The sequence below is a fragment of the Haloarchaeobius litoreus genome (assembly GCF_024495425.1).
Lineage (GTDB): Archaea > Halobacteriota > Halobacteria > Halobacteriales > Natrialbaceae > Haloarchaeobius > Haloarchaeobius litoreus.
This window is the reverse complement of sequence record NZ_JANHJR010000002.1, coordinates 1-17,176: the sequence shown is the minus strand read 5'-3', so window position 1 is coordinate 17,176 and position 17,176 is coordinate 1. Positions and strand designations below refer to the sequence as shown.

The following is a 17,176-nucleotide window of genomic DNA, read 5'->3' as shown; positions in this document are numbered from 1 at the left end:
GCGGGAATCCCGACCACCGTTGGGATATTACATCGGTCTCGCCTTCCCACGGCACTCCTCGTAGACCCCTTCGAGCCACGTTCGCGCGGCGGGTCGATCCGATTCCACGTGGACAGTCGGAAGCCCTGTTGCGGGATCGTGGCCGACGATGGTGACGTCATCGTCGTCGATGGCAAACGAGAACGGGACCGCCTCGTCGTCGGCGACGTAGATGGAGAGTGAGTCGGCCGTGATGACATCACGAAACTCGTCCCCGCTGACCGTCTCGTGAGTCTCTAACGCGCTGGCTGTGAATATTCGCTCGATGTGTTCTTTGTCCGCCAGGCTGTGGCTTGCCCGACTCATCGCCTCGGACGCGGTTGGGCTAGCGATGGTACCGCGAGAGCGCGTCGTTTCCTCGAAGCGCTCGGTGACGCGGTCGACGACGCGGTAGGGATTCGACGCATCGGCGACGGTGACTTCGGCGTCTCCGAGCAGATGTGCGTTCCTGGTCAGGTCGGGATGGTCGACGAGTTCGAGGAGCGGTACGATCCGATCTACCGTGTCGATGGCCGTCAGGAAGTGGTCACTCGAGGCCAGGAGCGCCTCGCCGCGTGCGGTCGTCCGGTAGCCACCGTCGGCCCTTTCCAGCACCCCCCGTTCCTCGAGGGCGACCGTTGCCCGGTACACCGTGGCTCTGGAGATGCCCGTGGTTTCGGTGAGCTGGCGTCTCGTCACCGCCGATCCGGAGCAGGCCGAGAGAACCGGTCGTCGCCGGAGGAGGGAGATGGCTGCGTCGGATTCCGATTCGTCCATGGGATACGTCTTCGGGCAATCGATTTAGTGTTTCACACCCGCCCTGCTGTTCAGCGGTGAACAGGCAGTTCACCGGAGAGACGTCAATTCATCGATTGCTATATCCGTGGTTCGTCCGAGCGTGGTCTGGGCCGGTACCATCGGGCTTGGGTCTCTCACAGGACATCGAGAATCTCCGAGGGAGAACTGTGTTCCCTCGCCCCAGCAGGGAGCCATAAACCGGCTCGCGGGAGAGACAGTCGAAGCAAGCTGACACGGAGGGATGGTGCCCACATTGCAGGTGTCGGCGGTCAAATTGTTTCAAGCCTGGACAGATTCTCACGGGGTGAATCATCGTCTCAACGAATGCCTATAATCGTGACCTGTCCGTCGAACTGTTCATGCAATGGGCAGGACCGAACACAGCCACCGGCCGTACTCGACAGCACGAACGACACCAGTATCGAACAGACGGCGGTCCGACGCCATCAGGCCCCTACGACGTCGTCGTCGGTGGATCCGGGATGTCTGCGTCGACCACCGCGATGATTCTGGCGAAGCACGGCCTGGACGTCGCGATGATCGAGGCCGGGTCACACCCACGGTTCGCCATCGGTGAAGCGATGCTCCCCCAGAGTTCGATGTGGATGTGGATCGTCGGGGAGTACCACGATATTCCGGAGATACAGTACCTCAGTGACGCGAACGAGATCGTGGACAACATCACTCCCTCCTGCGGGGTCAAACACTCGATCGGGTTCGCCTATCACGAACCGGACCGCCCCGTGACGGGGGACCACGTCCACCAGCTGATTCCCCCGAACCTGCCGTTCTACAGCGAGAGTCACCTGCTACGCGAGGACGTCGATCACTACCTCGTCGAATCTGCCCGGAACTACGGCGTGGAGTACCTCGACGAGACCGAGATTACCGACGTGGACATCGGGCAGGACGAGGTGACGGTGACGACCGACCGTGGCGTCATCGACGCGACGTTCCACGTCGACGGGACCGGGGGGAATTCAGTTCTCGCAGACGAGATGGGATATCGAGAGGACGCTCCGGAGCTGGAGACAGATTCCCGCGCGATATTCACGCACGTCGAAGGCCTGACTCCGTTCGACGAGCTGCTTGCGGCAGACGCCCGCCCCGGGCAATCCAACCGTCTCCACGACGGGACGCTCCACCACGTCTTCGACGGCGGGTGGATGTGGATCATCCCCTTCGACAACTTCGAGCGGTCCGAGGCGACGAAGGCCAGCGTCGGTCTGGTACTGGACCGGGACGAGCACCCCGTCGACGAGTCTGTCGACGCCGAAACGGAGGCCCGGCGACTCCTCGCCGAGTTCCCGGACATCCAGCGTCATCTCGACTCGGCAGAGCCGGTGATGCCGTGGGTCCGGACCGGTCGGCTCCAGCGCAGCGCCAGCCGGTCGTCGGGTCACCGCCACTACCTGACCAACAACACCTACGGGTTCGTCGACCCACTCTACGCGATCGGCCTGGTCAACACCTTCGAGTCCGTCTTCGTCTCGACCAACCTCCTGTTGGATGCGTTCGAGGACGGCGACTTCTCGGCCGACCGCTTCGCGCCTATCGACGAGATGCACCATCGACAACTCGCGAACAACGACCGCCTCATCAGCAACGCGTACAAGTCGATGGGCGAGTTCCGGCTCTGGAACGCGTGGACGCAGATGTGGCTGGGACAGGTCCTGTTCCACGACCTCTACATCCAGCGTCACTGCTTCAACTACCTCGAATCGGGGGAGACGACCGCGTTCGACTCGCTCCTTCAGGAGTCACCGCCAGGTGACGGCGCACCGTTCGTCACAGAGAAAGAGGAGATACACCGGACGATGGCTGACGTGCTCGATGCCTACAGGGATGGAGAGACGAGTGCGTCCGAAGCCGCCGACCGGATGTTCGTGGAGATGCGCCAGGCGGACTGGCTCCCGAAGCACGTCTACGACTGGGGCGACGAGCGGGCGCGACACGTCGACTTCTCGAATCCCGAACTGGTCGGGGCACTCATCGAGTGGGGGAAAACCGAGTCTCCGAATCGCCTCCGAGCGAACCTCTTCGACTTCACCGTCCCCGAGATGGCCTGACGGAGAGACCCGTTCGGGACAGCTTGGCCTCTTCTTCGGGGTGTCAGCGTCGTCACCGGAACGTCCCACCTACTCGGTGGATGAACGATTGCTGACCCAGCCGACGAACGATCAGGCGCATTCGCTTCTCGTTGAGTGCGTCATACGAGTTGAATCCCGTCGATTGCTGGTATGACCACGCTGGGTTTCGCTGTAGTGATCACGCGCCGCTCAAGGTCACCACACGGGCACCAGCTGTGTCCGCAGGCGACCCGGCGTACCGTACAACTAAGACCAACACCTCGGTGAGGAACACACGGGTAGGTTCGATGACGTCGATACTGGGCTCGCGCCGGGTGGCGCTCGTGCTCGCCGTCCTCCTCACGGCGATCGTAGCGACGGTACCCACGGACAGCACGCTCACGGTCGCCGGCCAGTACGCGGTCGCGACGATGGTGTTCGCGGCGGTGCTCTGGGTGACCGGTGCGATCCCGCTGCCGTTGACGGCCCTGACGGTCCCGATCCTCCTGACGCTGTTCGGTGTCTACTCCGACTTCGGCGACGCGGTGGCGGGCTTCGCCGACCCGGTCATCTTCCTGCTGCTCGCCGGGTTCATGTTCGCCGAGGCGCTCCAGCGACACGACGTCGACCGGCGGATCGCCCTCGCGATACTCGTCCGCTTCGGCACGTCGGCGCGGGGGCTCGTGCTCGGCGTCATGGTCGCGACGGCCCTGCTCTCGATGGTCATCTCGAACACGGCGACGGTCGCGATGATGGTCCCGATCGTGCTCGGCATCGTCGAGAGCGTGACCGACCTGGCGGCGGTGGAGTCCACGGACGACGACGACGCCACGAACCTCCAGGTCGGGATGCTGCTCGGGGTGGCCTACGCCGCCAGCCTCGGTGGCGTCGGGACGCTGATCGGGACGCCGCCGAACGCCATCGTCGTCGGGCAGCTGAACGAGCTGCTCGACTTCGAGATCACCTTCGTCGAGTGGCTCGCGATCGGCCTGCCGATGGTCGTCGTCACGCTCCCGGTCGCGTGGGTACTCCTCACGTACGTCGTCTACCCGCCGCGGCGGTACGACGTGACCCGGGCGCGAGAACAGGCCCGGGAACAGCTTCGGTCGATGGGGCCGCTGTCGCCCGCGGCACGCCGCACCGTCGCGATCTTCGGGTCGACCGCCCTGCTGTGGCTGCTCGGGGGCTTCGAGGCCGCGTTCGACGGCGTGCTCCCGGAGCAGTGGTACGTGACGCTCTTCGGCGGGGCGGGCGAGACCGTGTTCGGGACCACCGGACACGCGGGCGTGCTGTACTACGTGCTGGTCGCACTGCTGGCGATTCCGACGCTGGTCGTCACCGAGTCGGTCGCCTGGGACGACCTGACGGACATCGACTGGGGGACGCTCATCCTCCTCGGCGGCGGCATCTCGCTGGCGAACGGACTCGCCGACACGAACGCGACGGTCTGGCTCGCGGACGTCACACTGAACGCGCTGACGGGGACGCCGCTCGTGGTGCTGCTGCTCGTCATCGTCACGATGACGGTTCTGGTCGGCGAGCTGGCGTCGAACACCGCGATGGCGGCCATCCTCGCCCCCCTGCTCATCAACGTCGGCCCGGCGTACGCCGGTGCCGTCGGGGCATCGAGCGAGCTCACGTCGGTGTTCCTGGCCGTCACGGGTGCCATCGCCGCGAGCTACGGCTTCGCGTTGCCGGTCGCGACACCGCCGAACGCCATCGTCTTCGGGGCGGGCTACGTCGATCGCGAGCACATGCTCCGGGCCGGTATCCTCCTCGACGTCGTCGTCATCCTCATCACGACGGGGCTGGCGTACCTCCTGATCCGCGTGCTTTGGCCGGTCGTGCTCGGGTGAGGTGTCCATCACCCGGAGGTTGGACTGTATCCCATAATCCGTGTGGGCAACGACGGGTGCAGCTTGCGGCGACGGCTGCCCGTCCGTAGCTCCCCCGGACAAAGCACTTACCCCCGGACCCGAAACCGGCGGACGATGCCAGCCCGCAGAGCCCTCCTCCAGGCGGGCGCGCTCGGACTGACGGGCGCGCTCGGTGGCTGCCTCCTCGGCGGCGACGCCGACGACGGTGCCGGCCAGACGCCGGCGACCACCACCCGAACGACCGCTCCAACGACGCAGCGCACAGCCGAGCCCGACTGCTTCGAGGTGACGCGACCGACCACCGGCGAGTCGAACGAGCCCGACGCCGTCGCGCCCGCGTCGTACCCCGGACCGCCGCCGGACCGCACCGACGAGAGCGACCTGACCGGTTTCGCCGAGTCGTTCGAGCGTGCGTTCCGGCGGAACGGTCTGGTCCGGGAACACGGCGGGGACCTCGTCGAGTTCGGCTTCACTACCGACGAGACGTGGACCGAGAACGCCCCGGACGACGCCGGGGTCGCCGGCGTCGAGTACCGGTACCACTACACCCTCCGCGACGGCGTGATCGCGGACTCACCGACGAACGTCGCCGTCTACTACGTCGACGCGTCGGTCGCGGTCCGCGCCCACGCGAGGGGCCGGCGGGACGCCGGGACGGAGCCGGACCCGATGGAAGAGGGCATCACTGTCGCCTGCTTCGACTGACGCGAGTCGCCGTCGTTCGTCCCAACTACGACCCGTCGCCGGTCGCCTCGACCCGGTCCGCCTGCTCCACCAGCGCCGAAGCGAGCGTGCGGGCCTGCTCGGGGGTGAGCTGCAGCTCCTCCGTGTGCGCCGGCAGGACGTCCTCGGTCATGTTGTCGAGCTCGAACTGCAGCTTGACGTGGTCGGGCGACTCTCTCGCCGCGGTCGCGTTGCACACCGCGAACACCTCCTCGGCGAAGTCGTGGCCGCGCACCGTCGCGTCGACGAGGTCGAGGGTGGTGTAGGCGTTCACCTTCAGCAGTCGGTCGGCCATACCCGATGGAGTGCGGCGAGGCACTTAGCGGGCGTGCTCCCGACAACGACGGCCGCTGTCCGGGACGCCGCGACCGTCGCGGCATCGACAACACACTTGACCCCTGCCTTCGATTGCCCGGCCATGGTCGAGCAGAGCGTCCCACTCGCGGTCCTCGCGAGCGCCGTCGCGCTGGCCGTCCTGGTCAGGAGCGCACAGACGGTCGTCAGCGCGGTGACGCGCATCGCCATCCACTACGACGTGCCGGACGTGGTCGTCGGGCTGACCGTCGTCGCCGTCGGGACGAGTCTGCCCGAGACCGCCGCACACGTCATCGCCTCGCTGGGCATCCTCGGCGGCACGCTCGACTACGAGGTCGCCTCGGCGACGGTGCTCGGCGGCAACATGGGCTCGTCGACCACGCAGCAGCTGCTCCTGTTCGGGATGTTCCTCGTCGGCTACGGCCGCTACCGCCCTCGACCGCGCTTCCTGAAGACGACGTACGTTCCGATGCTCGCCGCCTTCGTGCTCGTGCTCGCGGTCGCGTGGGACGGGACGCTCTCCCGGCTCGACGGCGGACTGCTCGTCCTCGTCTACCTCGGCTACACCTACTGGGCCGTCAACAATCGGGAGCGCGTGGGCGTCCCCGTAGAGCGCGAGAGCCGCCGGATCGCCCGCGACAGCGCGCTCGTGGTTGGTGGACTCGTCGGTGTGGTCGCGAGCGCGTACGTCGTCATCGCCGCCGTCGAGGTCGTCGTCGAGGCCCTGCGACTCGGCGGCTCCATCGTCGGCGTCGTCACCATCGGACTGGCCGCTGCGCTCCCCGAGCTCTCGACCGTCTTCGAGGGGCTGCGCCGTCGCTCGCCCGACCTCGCCGTCGGCACGCTCGTCGGGAGCAACATCGTCAACCCGCTGCTCGCGCTCGGGCTCGGCGGGGCCATCTCTGGCTACGCGGTCCCGCCCGTGGTCGTCTACTGGGACCTGCCGGTGAAACTCGTCGCCGGTGTCGGCCTGCTCGTCTGGCTCCGGTACGGGACCGGCGGCGACTTCGACCGCCGGGAGGGGTTCGCCCTCATCGTCGCGTACTTCGCGTTCCTCGGCGGGCGGCTGCTGCTGTTCCCGGGGCAGTGAGGGTGGAGTAGTAGTGACGGCGATGTGGTTTGTACGAACCCGATGACTGGTATCGCGTTCAGAGTCGGGTCCGTGAATCCGAAACCGACAGCGTGCCGCCTCAGTCGTCGGCCGACAGCGGCGTGCCGTCGGGCGACGCCGGTGCGGGCGAGTCGTCGAGCGAGTCCTCGTCGGCGTAGGGGTACCACGTCCGCTTCGTGTTGTGCATGAACGGGTCGTCGTAGCTCGTCTCCTCGGGCTCGACGAGTTCGGCCAGCTCGTCGTCCTCGCGCGCGGCGACGAACTCGCGGAAGCTCTGGCGCTCGTCCTCGCGCTGGGCCTCGAAGTTCGCGAGCAGGTTCCGGATGGCACCGGGCACCTCGTCGGCGGGCACGCGCTCGGTGACCCACGAGGCGAACTGGGGCTCCTCGCCGAGACCGCCGCCGAGCCCGATGTCGAGCGCCTCGACGGGCTCGCCGTCCTTCCGGGTCTTCATGCCACGGAGGGAGATGTCCGCAATCTGGGGCTGGGCGCAGGACGCCGTGCAGCCCGAGAGGTGGATGTGGAAGTCCTCGACGCCGTCGGGGAGCTCGACGTGCTCCTTCAGCCAGCGCGCGTAGCGCACCTGCCGGTTCTTCGTCTCGACGATGGAGAGCGAGCAGAACTCCGTGCCGGTGCAGGCGATGGAGCCACGCATGAACGGGTGCGGGTCCGGCGAGTAGTGCTCCAGCGCGGGCTCTCCGAGCAGGTCGTCGACGTCCTCGTCGGGGACGTCGGTGAGGACGACGTTCTGGCGCTGGGTGAGCCGGACCTCGCCGGAGCCGTGCTCGTCGGCGGCGTCGGCGAGCGCGAGCGCGTCGTCCGCGCCGATGCGGCCGACGAGGACGTTCAGGCCGACGTAGTTGTTCCCGTCGGGCTGGTCGTGGACGCCGACGTGGTCGTGCTTGCCGGCGGCCTCGCCGGCGTTGTAGCTGTACTGAGAGCGCAGGTCCTCGCCGGCGGTGTGGAGCTCGAAGTCGACGAACTCCTCCTGGAGGACCCGGCGGAGCTTCTCGGGGCCCCACTCGTCGACGAGGAACTTGATGCGGGCGTTGTAGCGGTTCTCGCGGTCGCCGTGCTCGCGGAACAGCGCGGAGATGCCGCCGGCGACGTCGGCGGCCTGCTCCGGCGTGACGAACACGTCGATGTCGCGGGCGAATCGCGGCTCGTTCCGGGCGAGGCCGCCCCCGACGCGGACGTTGAACCCCTCGCGCTCCTCGCCGTCGATGGTCTTCGTCGCGGGTTCGAGGGCGAGGTCGTTGATGTCGCCCTGGCCGCAGCCCTCGCGGCAGCCCGTCACGCTGACCTTCCACTTCCGGGGGAGGTTCGAGTGCTCGGCGTTGCCCTTGAACCGGTCGTTCAGCTCGTGGATGGTGGGCAGCGCGTCGACGTGCTCGTGCTCGTCCTTCCCGGCGACCGGGCAGCCGACGATGTTGCGCCAGGAGTCGCCACAGGCCTGCATGGTCGTGAGCCCGCTCGCCTCCAGTTCGTCGAAGATCGCGGGGACGTCCTCGATGTTGATCCAGTGGAGCTGGATGGCCTGTCTCGTCGTCACGTCGAGCCAGCCGTTGCCGAACTCGGGGTTCTCGGCGGGGCCGGTCGAGTACTCCCTGGCGATCTCGGCGACGGTCCGGAACTGGCCCGGTTCGAGCACGCCGTTCGGCGGTCCGATGCGCATCATGAAGTAGGACTCCTGGCCGGCGCGCTGGTGGTACAGGCCGTACCACTTGAAGCGCTCGAACCAGGCGTCGCGCTCGTCCTCCGGAATCGACTCCCAGCCCGTCTCGGCGAATCGCTCGATGTGCTCGCGGATGTCCGTGCCGTAGACCTCGGACTTCCACTGTTCCACGTCGGTCGGCATGGAACGGCCTACGACAGCCACTCCTATACCGCCGCGCACCGCGTCAGGTTCCCCCGGTGCTCGCCGTCACCGGAGATTGTTTCCGGGTTCGAGCCGCGCCCGCAGCGCGCCCGGGTCGTACGGGTAGAACGCGCCGTCTCGCACCCGGCCGACGGCGAGCCAGTCCAGCGCGCCCTCGGTGCCGCAGTCGATGCACTGCCCGACCGCCTGCACCGCGACGCCGTCCCGGTCGACGCCCACGTCGGTGAACGCCTCCAGCACGACGTGGGCCGTCTCGCAGGGACAGAAGTCGGTGACTGCGAGGGGCCAGATGTCGCTGTTGGGCACCCGCCGCTGGTTGTCGACGCTGATCCACGCGCCGTCGTCCAGCACGCGCAGTTCCGTTGCCATACTGGCCGTTGGGCCCCCAGCAGGGTGGGCCCGTCGCCCGGTGCAACGCTTCGTGCGTTCGACGACAGGCGGCGGTACCGCGAATCGGCTCCCGTCCGTCGGTTCCAACCGCGGCTCCGCGTCGGAGATACCGGCCGGAAGCTCCGGTACCCCCGAGCCCCGGTGACGATTGTCCGGGCAGCGTCGGTTAAGGAGGGGCCGCTGTTACGACACGACGATGACCGACGAGTCGACCCCCGACCGACCTGACTCCGAGCGCCAGCACGCCTCCGCCGACGTGGCACCGGAGCTGTACGAACCGGAGGCACCACGATGACCGGCCGGTCCGTCGAAACCGACGACGAAGCCGACGACGAACGCAACGACGACCGCCACGACGCCCACCTCCGCGACGTCGAACCCGGGGCGGGCTGTACCGAGATCTGGGAGCACCTCTCCGAGGAGCGCGACGAGGAGTGACCCACACACCAGCAGGGAGTTTTTGCCCGGTGACCCCCAACGACGCCCAATGAGCGACGAACGGCCAACCCGGACCGAGCGGGAATCCCCCATCGGCGAGCCCGTCATCCGGGGCGACCCGGCCGTCACCGGCGAGCGAGCCCGCGATGCGGTCCAGTTCGATCCGACCGACCCCGACTCGCTCGCCGCAGCCGCCGAGACCGTCGACGCCTTCGCCCGCAACACCGTCGGGAGCGAGGACAACGTCTACATGCTGCGCGGGGCCGCCGCCTGCGCCGCGCTCGTCCGCGGCGAGGGCTCCTACACCGCCGCCGCCGAGCGCGTCGGCGAACCTGTCACCGTCTCCTTCATCCGCAAGTGGGCCCGCGTCCACGACCTCCCCGAGTCCATCCGCCGCCACGTCGCCCAGGGCCACATCGCCCCCACGGCAGCCAAGCACGTCGCCCGCGTCGCCGGCGAGGCCCGGCTCTACCTCGCCTGGGCGGTCCTCGACGGTGGCCTCACCGTCCGCGAGGTGCGCTCCGTCGCCAGCGCGGTCAACGACGGCACCTCCGTCGCCGACGCGCTCGCCGAACACGGCGTCACCCTCGGCGCGCTCGACCTCCGGCTCCCGCCCGCGACCTACCGGGAGCTCCGCCGACGCGCCTCCGTGGAGAACCGGACGCCCGACGACGTGGTGGCCGAGGCGCTCGACGAGTACCTCTAAAGCCGGGTCGGTTGCGGTTTTTCCACGATAGCCGCGTCGATACTCCCGACCGAACCAAGTGGCGCGCGCTGTCGAGCGTGCCGAGCCCTGCGAGGCCGCGAGCCAGGCACGCGCGAGGGACGAGACGCGCAGGGAGCGCTAGCGACTGAGCATCGCAGGAGGCTGGGGAGGCCCGAGGGCGGTTGCGGTGCTGTCGGGTGGGACTGAAAGGGGCGAGGTTCTCGGCGAACCCCGGCGAAGCAAGGACCGCAGGCACGAGGACCGTGGTTCGAGAGAGCGAAGCTCTCTCGTCATCACGAAAGACGCCGGAGGCGTCTTTCGAACGACAGCGAGCCGCGGGAGCCGAGAACCTCGGGGATTTCTGGCTGTTGTCGTCTCCAGCAAATCCCACGACTGAGAACACGAGAACGACGAGTAATAGCCGAACTAGCGGCCGCAGAATCGCGCGGCAGCATCGGCAATCACGCCAGCAGCCGTCTCCACCTCACGGACGTCGATGGACTCGTCTGGGAAGTGCGCCTGGTCGATGCTCCCGGGGCCGAACAGCACCGTGGGAATCCCGGCGTGCTGGTAGTGGCGGCTGTCCGCGCCGAAGGTGCCCCCGTACGGCTCCGAGTCCAGCCCGGCCTCCTCGGCGGCCGCTCGAACCGCGCCGACGACGGGGTCCTCCGGGTCCACCGACGCGGGCTCGAACTGGATGGAGAAGCGCTCGAACGTCGGCGGGTGCTCGGAGAGCCACTCGCTCTCGGCGACCACCGCGTCCAGCCGGTCCTGGAACTCGGCCTCGACGCCGGCGACGGTCTCGCCGGGGGCGACGCCGATGCGGACCTCGGCGACGAGCTCGTCCGGGACCGCGGAGGCCCAGTTGCCCGCGCGGACGGTGCCGAAACAGACCGGCCACTTGATCGGGTAGTCCTCGTACAGCGGATGGTCGATGCGCGCCTCGCGCTCGGCCTCCAGCTCCTCGAAGGCGTGGCGGACGCGCTCGAAGTGCGGGAGGACGGACTCGCCGCGCCAGCGCGTCGCCGCGTGGGCGGAGCGGCCCTCGATGCGCAGGCGTTTCATCACGCTGCCCTCGACGGCGGTGACGACGCCGAGTTCGGTCGGCTCGCCGATGATGGCCGCGTCGCGGTCGAACGGGTACGGGTTGTCCATCGCCGCCGCCGCAGCGCCGATGCCGCCCTCCTCCTCGCCGGCGACGCCCTCGACGACGACGCGGCCGTCCAGGTCCGGACCGTCCGCTCTCGCCGCCAGCGTTGCGAGGTGGCGCGCCGCGAACACGCAGGCGGTCAGCCCGCCCTTCATGTCCGCGGCCCCGCGAGCGGTCATCCGGTCGCCGTCCCAGACCGGCTCGAAGGGGTCGCTCGACCACGCCGACCGCGTCGCCGGCACCACGTCGACGTGGCCGTTCAGCACCAGCGTCGGGCCCGCGTCGGGGTCGCCGAACTCCACCACGCCCGCGACCGAGGGGCGGTCCGCGACCTCGATCTCGGCGGGGTCGTCAGGGAACGACGGATGCTCGGCCAGCGCGGCCGCGTCGGCGGTCCACTCGTACGTCTCGAAGCCGAACTCGTCGAAGCGCTCGCGGAGCCAGTCCATCGCGGGTGCCTCCCCGCCGTCCGTCGTGTCGAATCGCAGCAGTTCGTCGAAGAACTCTCGGAGGTCCTCACCCCAGCGGTCGGCGAACTCGTGCATGGCTATGAGTGGTTCGACCCACCGTTAAAACCGTTCGATGCTACCCCGGCGAACGACAACCCTTTAACCGTCCCACTGCGAACTGTCGAGCGCACGGGCCGGTAGCTCAGTTCGGCAGAGCGTCTGGCTTTTAACCAGACGGTCGGGGGTTCAAGTCCCTCCCGGCCCGCTACTCCTGCGAACGACAGTGAGCAGTGAGTAGCGACGCCGGAGGGACTTGAATCAGGGAGTGGAACGAGCCTGCGAGTGGAACGACCGTGGTTCAAGTCCCTCCCGGCCCAAAACGACACACCCGTCACCAGCCGAGATGGCAGAAAGTCCACAAGTGACCACCCGGAACCCGGTCGTGATGCGACGACAGCAGGCAGTCTCGCTCGCAGGAGTCGGCCTGATCGCAATCGGAGTCTGGCTCCCGTGGCTACGGCCGACCCAAGAGACCATCCCGCTGGTCTACCTCCCCGGAATGAGCAGCGGCGTCGAGTACCTCGGCTTCCCACTGCTGGTCTGGAGCGTCCTCGTGGCCCTGGGCCTGCTCGCCCGCCCGGACAGCCAGTTCACCGTGACGGCCGCACTCGTCACCGGCTGTGCCGGCAGCCTCGCCGCGGCCGTCGAGTTCCAGTCGCTGCTCGGCAGCCAGTAGTACGCCCCGGCGACCGGGCTGTATCTGACGGCGGTCGGGAGCACGCTGCTCGTCGTGTCGAGCGGCTATCGGGCACTGGTCACGACCGACGAACGCACACCGCAGTAGAAGAATCCGCGAGTCGGGTCACTCCTTCCGCGGGAGGAACGCGATGGTCACCAGCAGCACCAGCGCGAGGCTGCCGATGATGACGACGCCCCAGAAGCCGTTGATGCGCTCGTGGAAGCGGCTCTGGTCGTCGAGCTGTGCGTAGAGCGCGGCCTGTGCGTCCTGGCCCTGCTGGAGCGTGACCGTGTTCTCGTTCGTGAAGTGGACGGCGTAGTCGACGCCGTTGAGCGTGACGTTCTCGTGCTGGCCGAACGTCACCTCGTTGGTGCGGGGCGCGGTCCAGCTGAAGGTCGCCTGCTGCGGTGCCGTGGTGATGGTGGTCTCGTTGCCGTTGTACTCCAGCGAACTCGTCGCGTCGATGGTGACTGGCTGGATGCTCGAGTTGTTGGAGTTCTCGATGTACGTATCGACGCGCATCGCCTGCCGGTCGGGCGTGTCCGGCTCGGCGTCGATGTACTGCACGCCGTCGACCCACTGCGGGGAGAAGCGGTCCGTGGGCTCCCAGCGCAGGGTGATCTCGGTCGGCTCCGAGCTGTTCGCGATGAACGCACGGTACGTGTCGCCCTGGTAGGTGACCGTCGAGTTGTTGCTCCAGCTCTCCGACCACTGGGCGGACTCGTTGGTCCACGTGAGCACCGCCTCGTAGGTGGTGCCGCCACCGCCGTGGCCGCCACCGTCGCCGCTACTCGCGGAGACGTCGGAGACGTTGTACACGCGGTCGTTCACCGATAGATTGGACCCCTTCTGGAGGGTCTCGTCCGGGTCCTCCAGCGAGACGGCCGGTCCCTCCGCGGTCGAGATGAACGCGAAGGCCCCGGCGGTGATAACGAGGAGGAGTACGACGTAGGCCGCCGCTGCTCGTCGTTGCATAGTCGGAGCCTCGGACGCGCCGCCTAAAACGATTTCTCTTTGCATGGGCGGCGTCGGGGGTGCTGGCACGGGGGCGACCCGAACTGGCGGGTGCGAGCCCGCACCGCTGCGCGCCGTCGGACCTTTGGCACTGCCCAGCATACCTCGTGGCATGACGCTCTACGAGGCAGTCGCGGACCTGCCGCTGGTCGTCGACGACTACCGGCTCCGACGCCACGAGCGCGACACGTCGAGCGGGTTCACCCGCGTGACGACCGTCTTCGAACTCCACGGCGACGGCCACGTCGGCCGCGGCGAGGACGTGACCTACGACGCCGACGACCACGACGCGCTCCAGGCCGCCCACGACTACGACTTCGACGGCGAGTACACGTTCGACGAGTTCTCCACGATGCTCGACGACGTCGAGCTGTTCCCCGAGCCCCCGGGACAGCAGGCCGCCCGACACTACCGCCGCTGGGGTGTCGAGAGCGCCGCACTCGACCTCGCGCTCCGGCAGGCCGGGACGAACCTCGGCGACGCGCTCGGGCGCTCGTACGACCCAGTCCGGTTCGTCGTCAGCACGCGGCTGGGCGAGCCGCCGACGTTCGACCGTATCGCGGCCATCCAGGCCGTCAACCCCACGGCAGAGTTCAAGCTGGACCCGGTCTCCGAGTGGAGCGACGAACTCATCGCCGACCTCGCCGACACCGGGGCGGTCCGGCTGCTCGACCTGAAGGGTCAGTACGAGGGCACCGAGGTCGACCAGCCCGCGGACCCCGACCTCTACCGACACGTGCTCGAGGGCTTCCCCGACGCGGTCGTCGAGGACCCCGCGCTCACCGACGAGACGCGCCCGCTGTTCGACGGCCAGGAGGACCGCGTGAGCTGGGACTACCCCATCACCGGCATCGAGAGCGTCGACGCCCTGCCGTTCGAGCCCGACTGGCTCAACATCAAGCCCTCCCGCTTCGGCACCGCCGAATCGCTGCTCGACACGCTCGACTACTGCGAGGACCACGACATCAGCCTGTACGGCGGCGGCCAGTTCGAACTCGCCGTCGGACGCGGCCACATCCAGGCGCTCGCGTCGCTGTTCTATCCCGACGCACCGAACGACGTGGCACCCGCTGGCTACAACGACCCCGATCTCGACGACGACCTCCCGGCCAGCCCGCTCGCACCGCCGACGAACCCGGTCGGCATCCTGTAGGCCGGTTCACCCGTCGCAGACCGTTACTCCGGCCCGGTCGACTCCGCGCCCGAACCGTCCTCCTCGGACGACGCATCGTCCGTGGTCGGGAGGTCCTGCGCCAGCCGGTCGAACCGACTCTGGGCAGCGTCCGACCGCGCCTCGGTCTCGGCGGGACGGTAGGAGAGCACGCGCAACGAGTCGCCGAAGACGCGCAAGTCGAAGATCGCACCCTGTTCGCGCCCCGGCTTCGGCAGCTCCCAGCGGTCGACCAGCAGCTCGTCGACCACCTCGCCGTCCGCCTCCACCAGTAGCACCGCGGTATCCTCCTCGAACCGGTCCAGAACTGCCGTGTACTGTCGCATCATGTGTACTCCTCCTCGACGACGACGGTCCCCTCGTCGGTCGTGACGAGCACGGTGTCGCCGCCGTTGTTCCAGATCGCACCGTCGGCACCCCAGTACAGCTCGCCGTCACCGTCGGTCCCACTGCCAGTGTACACCGTCACCTGCTCGCCCGGCGCGAGCGTGACCGACGGGAAGGTGTAGCGGTGGCCCGCGGCATCCGCCAGCACCCAGCCACCGAGGTCGAGCGTCGAATCGCCCGTGTTCTCGAAGGTGAGGTACTCGTCGTTGAGGTTCTCGTTATCGTTCCCGGCCGCGTCCGCGTGTACCTCGACGAGCGAGAGCTGGCCCGCGACCGGCGTCGTCGTCCCGCCGTCGGGCGTGATGGGGACGACATCCGCCCCCGAGTCGGCGACGAAACGCTCGCGCACAGCGACCGGGTCGCTGGTGGCGGGGTCGACCGCCGGCGCGTCACGCAACGACGTCGCGACCGTCGTCGCCGACTGCTGTGTCAGCAGCGTCACGGTCCGCCCATCGCTCCGGAGCACCACGTCGCCGTGGACCCCCGTCCAGTACGTCGGAATCGACCGCGTCGCGAGCCGTTCGAGCACCTCCCGATGTGGGTGGCCGTACTGCGAGTCGTATGCACTCGATATCACCGTGACCCGCGGCTGCACGGCATCCAGCAGGTCCGACCCCGTACTCGACCGGCTGCCGTGGTGGCCCGCGAGCAGCACGGTCGACCCGAGACTGTCGCCGTAGTTGGCCACCAGATACTGTTCCTCGACCACACCCGCGTCGCCGGTGAACAGGACGCTCGTGTTCCCGTGCGCGATGCGCAACACCAGGCTGTTCTCGTTACGGTCGACGTTCGCCAGCGGCTCCTGCGGTGGCCCGAGCACCGCCACGTCGACACCCTCGATGGGCAGCTGTGCCCCACTGCGCGTCCGGAACAGCGCCACGTCGTACTCCTCGACCACGTCGAGGTACCGCTCGTACGTCGCCGACGACGACGTGATACCGGGGTCGTACACCGCCCCGACGCCCCCACCCTCCGTCTCGAAGTGCTCGATGACGGCCGCGTGCCCGCCGATGTGGTCCGCGTCCGCGTGCGAGGTGACGAGATGGTCGATGCGCTCGATACCCTGTCGCTCCAGATAGTCGATGACCTGCTCGCCGTCGTCCCGCCAGTCACCCGAGTCGATCAGTACCGTCTCCCCCGCGGGCGTGACGACGAGCGCACTCGACGACTGCCCGACCGCGATGAAGTGGACCTCGAGCGTGCCGTTGACGCTGCCCGCCGCAGCCGTCGTCGGTTCGTCCGACGTGACGGGCGCCCCCGTCGCGTCCGGCGCTGCGAGGCAGCCGCTACCGACGACGAGCAACACCAGCACCGCCACCGACCCGCGGCTCACGGTTCGCACCCTCGAACATAGCACCGAGATGTCGATAAACGTGGTTACCAATTTGCTGTCACGACACGCCGGCCGACGGCCGGCCCGCGGCGCGAACGAAGTGAGCGCCCGCGGGCCAGTGGCGGTCGCTGGGCGGTACCGTCCGACTCACGAACACACCGCTCGCTTCTCACCTGGTCCGTCGCAGAAAGCCAAGGGCCGGATTTGAACCGGCGATGGGCGGCTCTGCAGGCCGCTGCGTTCGGCCGGACTCTGCCACCTTGGCGCAGTTTCCACTACTGGTCGCCCGAGTTTAAACGTAGCGATGTGTGCTGTCGACAGTGATCGACACCGCCGCCGCTATCGAGTTACCTGCCGCCCGACCGCCCGAGTTGTTGTTCCCGTGAACGACTCCAGGCGACCGGCCCAGCTGTCGCCCACGGAGTCGGAATCGACCGACGAGCCCACACCCCGTTCGGCGGGGCTGTCGCTCGTCGAAAATAATGAATGAAGTATGAATGGGAGGCGGCGAATCGCGTTTCCCAGAGGCTCGCGCACTCCAGTACTCCCCGACACGCTGGCGAGCTTAACTTCCGTGTTCGGGATGGGTACGGGTGTTACCTCGCCGCT

At 68.2% G+C, this 17,176-nt stretch carries 16 protein-coding genes, 2 tRNA genes and 1 rRNA gene; 9 read left to right on the top strand and 10 right to left on the bottom strand.

The window, feature by feature from the left end; genetic code table 11:
* Window positions 1-27 precede the first annotated feature (27 nt).
* Window positions 28-795, bottom strand: coding sequence for a helix-turn-helix transcriptional regulator (locus NOW55_RS06835; RefSeq protein ID WP_256399358.1), 768 nt, complete (start codon window positions 793-795; stop codon window positions 28-30).
* 503 nt (window positions 796-1,298) lie between these two features.
* On the opposite strand from NOW55_RS06835, the gene NOW55_RS06830 reads away from it, so the two are divergent.
* The 3 genes from NOW55_RS06830 to NOW55_RS06820 all read left to right on the top strand — a co-directional run bounded on the left by NOW55_RS06830 (window position 1,299) and on the right by NOW55_RS06820 (window position 5,467).
* Window positions 1,299-2,885, top strand: coding sequence for an NAD(P)/FAD-dependent oxidoreductase (locus tag NOW55_RS06830; protein ID WP_256399357.1), 1,587 nt, complete (start codon window positions 1,299-1,301; stop codon window positions 2,883-2,885).
* A 308-nt stretch (window positions 2,886-3,193) separates the two neighbouring features.
* Complete coding sequence (locus tag NOW55_RS06825) at window positions 3,194-4,741, top strand: SLC13 family permease (RefSeq protein ID WP_256399356.1); 1,548 nt, start codon at window positions 3,194-3,196, stop codon at window positions 4,739-4,741.
* Window positions 4,742-4,876: 135 nt separating this feature from the next.
* Window positions 4,877-5,467, top strand: coding sequence for a hypothetical protein (locus tag NOW55_RS06820; protein WP_256399355.1), 591 nt, complete (start codon window positions 4,877-4,879; stop codon window positions 5,465-5,467).
* Window positions 5,468-5,492: 25 nt separating this feature from the next.
* On the opposite strand, the gene NOW55_RS06815 is transcribed toward NOW55_RS06820, so the two are convergent.
* Window positions 5,493-5,780 (bottom strand): DUF6360 family protein, encoded by a 288-nt coding sequence (locus NOW55_RS06815; RefSeq protein ID WP_256399354.1) that lies wholly within the window; start codon window positions 5,778-5,780, stop codon window positions 5,493-5,495.
* A gap of 123 nt (window positions 5,781-5,903) precedes the next feature.
* On the opposite strand from NOW55_RS06815, the gene NOW55_RS06810 reads away from it, so the two are divergent.
* Complete coding sequence (locus NOW55_RS06810) at window positions 5,904-6,890, top strand: sodium:calcium antiporter (protein WP_256399353.1); 987 nt, start codon at window positions 5,904-5,906, stop codon at window positions 6,888-6,890.
* A gap of 100 nt (window positions 6,891-6,990) precedes the next feature.
* Here NOW55_RS06810 and NOW55_RS06805 read toward each other — a convergent pair whose 3' ends face one another.
* Together NOW55_RS06805 and NOW55_RS06800 are read right to left on the bottom strand one after the other, a co-directional pair.
* Entirely contained in the window at window positions 6,991-8,769 is a 1,779-nt protein-coding gene (locus NOW55_RS06805; protein WP_256399352.1) for a nitrite/sulfite reductase, read from the bottom strand.
* Window positions 8,770-8,835: 66 nt separating this feature from the next.
* Window positions 8,836-9,159: a DUF8134 family protein gene (locus tag NOW55_RS06800; RefSeq protein ID WP_256399351.1), complete on the bottom strand. Its 324-nt coding sequence runs from the start codon at window positions 9,157-9,159 to the stop codon at window positions 8,836-8,838.
* Window positions 9,160-9,471: 312 nt separating this feature from the next.
* On the opposite strand from NOW55_RS06800, the gene NOW55_RS06795 reads away from it, so the two are divergent.
* Entirely contained in the window at window positions 9,472-9,618 is a 147-nt protein-coding gene (locus tag NOW55_RS06795) for a DUF8595 family protein (protein WP_256399350.1), read from the top strand.
* Window positions 9,619-9,667: 49 nt separating this feature from the next.
* A complete protein-coding gene (locus tag NOW55_RS06790; protein WP_256399349.1) occupies window positions 9,668-10,324 on the top strand; it encodes a DUF7119 family protein in 657 nt (218 codons plus the stop codon).
* Window positions 10,325-10,750: 426 nt separating this feature from the next.
* Here the strand turns inward: NOW55_RS06790 and NOW55_RS06785 are convergent, their stop codons facing one another.
* On the bottom strand, window positions 10,751-12,019 hold the full coding sequence (locus tag NOW55_RS06785; protein ID WP_256399348.1) for a M20/M25/M40 family metallo-hydrolase: 1,269 nt from the start codon (window positions 12,017-12,019) through the stop codon (window positions 10,751-10,753).
* A gap of 95 nt (window positions 12,020-12,114) precedes the next feature.
* Between NOW55_RS06785 and NOW55_RS06780 the strand changes: the two genes are divergently transcribed.
* Both NOW55_RS06780 and NOW55_RS06775 read left to right on the top strand, forming a co-directional pair.
* Window positions 12,115-12,188, top strand: a tRNA-Lys gene (locus NOW55_RS06780).
* A 138-nt stretch (window positions 12,189-12,326) separates the two neighbouring features.
* Window positions 12,327-12,659 (top strand): hypothetical protein, encoded by a 333-nt coding sequence (locus NOW55_RS06775; RefSeq protein ID WP_256399347.1) that lies wholly within the window; start codon window positions 12,327-12,329, stop codon window positions 12,657-12,659.
* A 126-nt stretch (window positions 12,660-12,785) separates the two neighbouring features.
* On the opposite strand, the gene NOW55_RS06770 is transcribed toward NOW55_RS06775, so the two are convergent.
* Entirely contained in the window at window positions 12,786-13,637 is an 852-nt protein-coding gene (locus NOW55_RS06770; protein ID WP_256399346.1) for a DUF8231 family protein, read from the bottom strand.
* A gap of 151 nt (window positions 13,638-13,788) precedes the next feature.
* On the opposite strand from NOW55_RS06770, the gene NOW55_RS06765 reads away from it, so the two are divergent.
* Window positions 13,789-14,829 (top strand): hypothetical protein, encoded by a 1,041-nt coding sequence (locus tag NOW55_RS06765; RefSeq protein ID WP_256399345.1) that lies wholly within the window; start codon window positions 13,789-13,791, stop codon window positions 14,827-14,829.
* 23 nt (window positions 14,830-14,852) lie between these two features.
* On the opposite strand, the gene NOW55_RS06760 is transcribed toward NOW55_RS06765, so the two are convergent.
* The 4 genes from NOW55_RS06760 to rrf all read right to left on the bottom strand — a co-directional run.
* Window positions 14,853-15,176, bottom strand: a complete 324-nt coding sequence (locus NOW55_RS06760) for a DUF3006 domain-containing protein (protein WP_256399344.1) — start codon at window positions 15,174-15,176, stop codon at window positions 14,853-14,855.
* The gene (locus NOW55_RS06755) at window positions 15,173-16,576 is read right to left on the bottom strand and encodes a lamin tail domain-containing protein (RefSeq protein ID WP_256399343.1); all 1,404 of its coding nucleotides are present in this window, start codon (window positions 16,574-16,576) and stop codon (window positions 15,173-15,175) included. The genes NOW55_RS06760 and NOW55_RS06755 overlap by 4 nt, the downstream gene beginning before the upstream one ends.
* Before the next feature lie 180 nt (window positions 16,577-16,756).
* Window positions 16,757-16,832 (bottom strand) — tRNA-Cys (locus NOW55_RS06750).
* Between the two features lie 234 nt (window positions 16,833-17,066).
* A 5S ribosomal RNA gene (rrf, locus tag NOW55_RS06745) occupies window positions 17,067-17,176 on the bottom strand; the annotation flags it as partial.

What these genes read in the sequence shown, in the direction of transcription:
- NOW55_RS06835 (WP_256399358.1), bottom strand. Translation starts at nt 795, where the DNA reads ATGGACGAATCGGAATCCGACGCAGCCATCTCCCTCCTCCGGCGACGA.
- NOW55_RS06830 (WP_256399357.1), top strand. Translation starts at nt 1,299, where the DNA reads ATGTCTGCGTCGACCACCGCGATGATTCTGGCGAAGCACGGCCTGGAC.
- NOW55_RS06825 (WP_256399356.1), top strand. Translation starts at nt 3,194, where the DNA reads ATGACGTCGATACTGGGCTCGCGCCGGGTGGCGCTCGTGCTCGCCGTC.
- NOW55_RS06820 (WP_256399355.1), top strand. Translation starts at nt 4,877, where the DNA reads ATGCCAGCCCGCAGAGCCCTCCTCCAGGCGGGCGCGCTCGGACTGACG.
- NOW55_RS06815 (WP_256399354.1), bottom strand. Translation starts at nt 5,780, where the DNA reads ATGGCCGACCGACTGCTGAAGGTGAACGCCTACACCACCCTCGACCTC.
- NOW55_RS06810 (WP_256399353.1), top strand. Translation starts at nt 5,904, where the DNA reads ATGGTCGAGCAGAGCGTCCCACTCGCGGTCCTCGCGAGCGCCGTCGCG.
- NOW55_RS06805 (WP_256399352.1), bottom strand. Translation starts at nt 8,769, where the DNA reads ATGCCGACCGACGTGGAACAGTGGAAGTCCGAGGTCTACGGCACGGAC.
- NOW55_RS06800 (WP_256399351.1), bottom strand. Translation starts at nt 9,159, where the DNA reads ATGGCAACGGAACTGCGCGTGCTGGACGACGGCGCGTGGATCAGCGTC.
- NOW55_RS06795 (WP_256399350.1), top strand. Translation starts at nt 9,472, where the DNA reads ATGACCGGCCGGTCCGTCGAAACCGACGACGAAGCCGACGACGAACGC.
- NOW55_RS06790 (WP_256399349.1), top strand. Translation starts at nt 9,668, where the DNA reads ATGAGCGACGAACGGCCAACCCGGACCGAGCGGGAATCCCCCATCGGC.
- NOW55_RS06785 (WP_256399348.1), bottom strand. Translation starts at nt 12,019, where the DNA reads ATGCACGAGTTCGCCGACCGCTGGGGTGAGGACCTCCGAGAGTTCTTC.
- NOW55_RS06775 (WP_256399347.1), top strand. Translation starts at nt 12,327, where the DNA reads ATGGCAGAAAGTCCACAAGTGACCACCCGGAACCCGGTCGTGATGCGA.
- NOW55_RS06770 (WP_256399346.1), bottom strand. Translation starts at nt 13,637, where the DNA reads ATGCAACGACGAGCAGCGGCGGCCTACGTCGTACTCCTCCTCGTTATC.
- NOW55_RS06765 (WP_256399345.1), top strand. Translation starts at nt 13,789, where the DNA reads ATGACGCTCTACGAGGCAGTCGCGGACCTGCCGCTGGTCGTCGACGAC.
- NOW55_RS06760 (WP_256399344.1), bottom strand. Translation starts at nt 15,176, where the DNA reads ATGATGCGACAGTACACGGCAGTTCTGGACCGGTTCGAGGAGGATACC.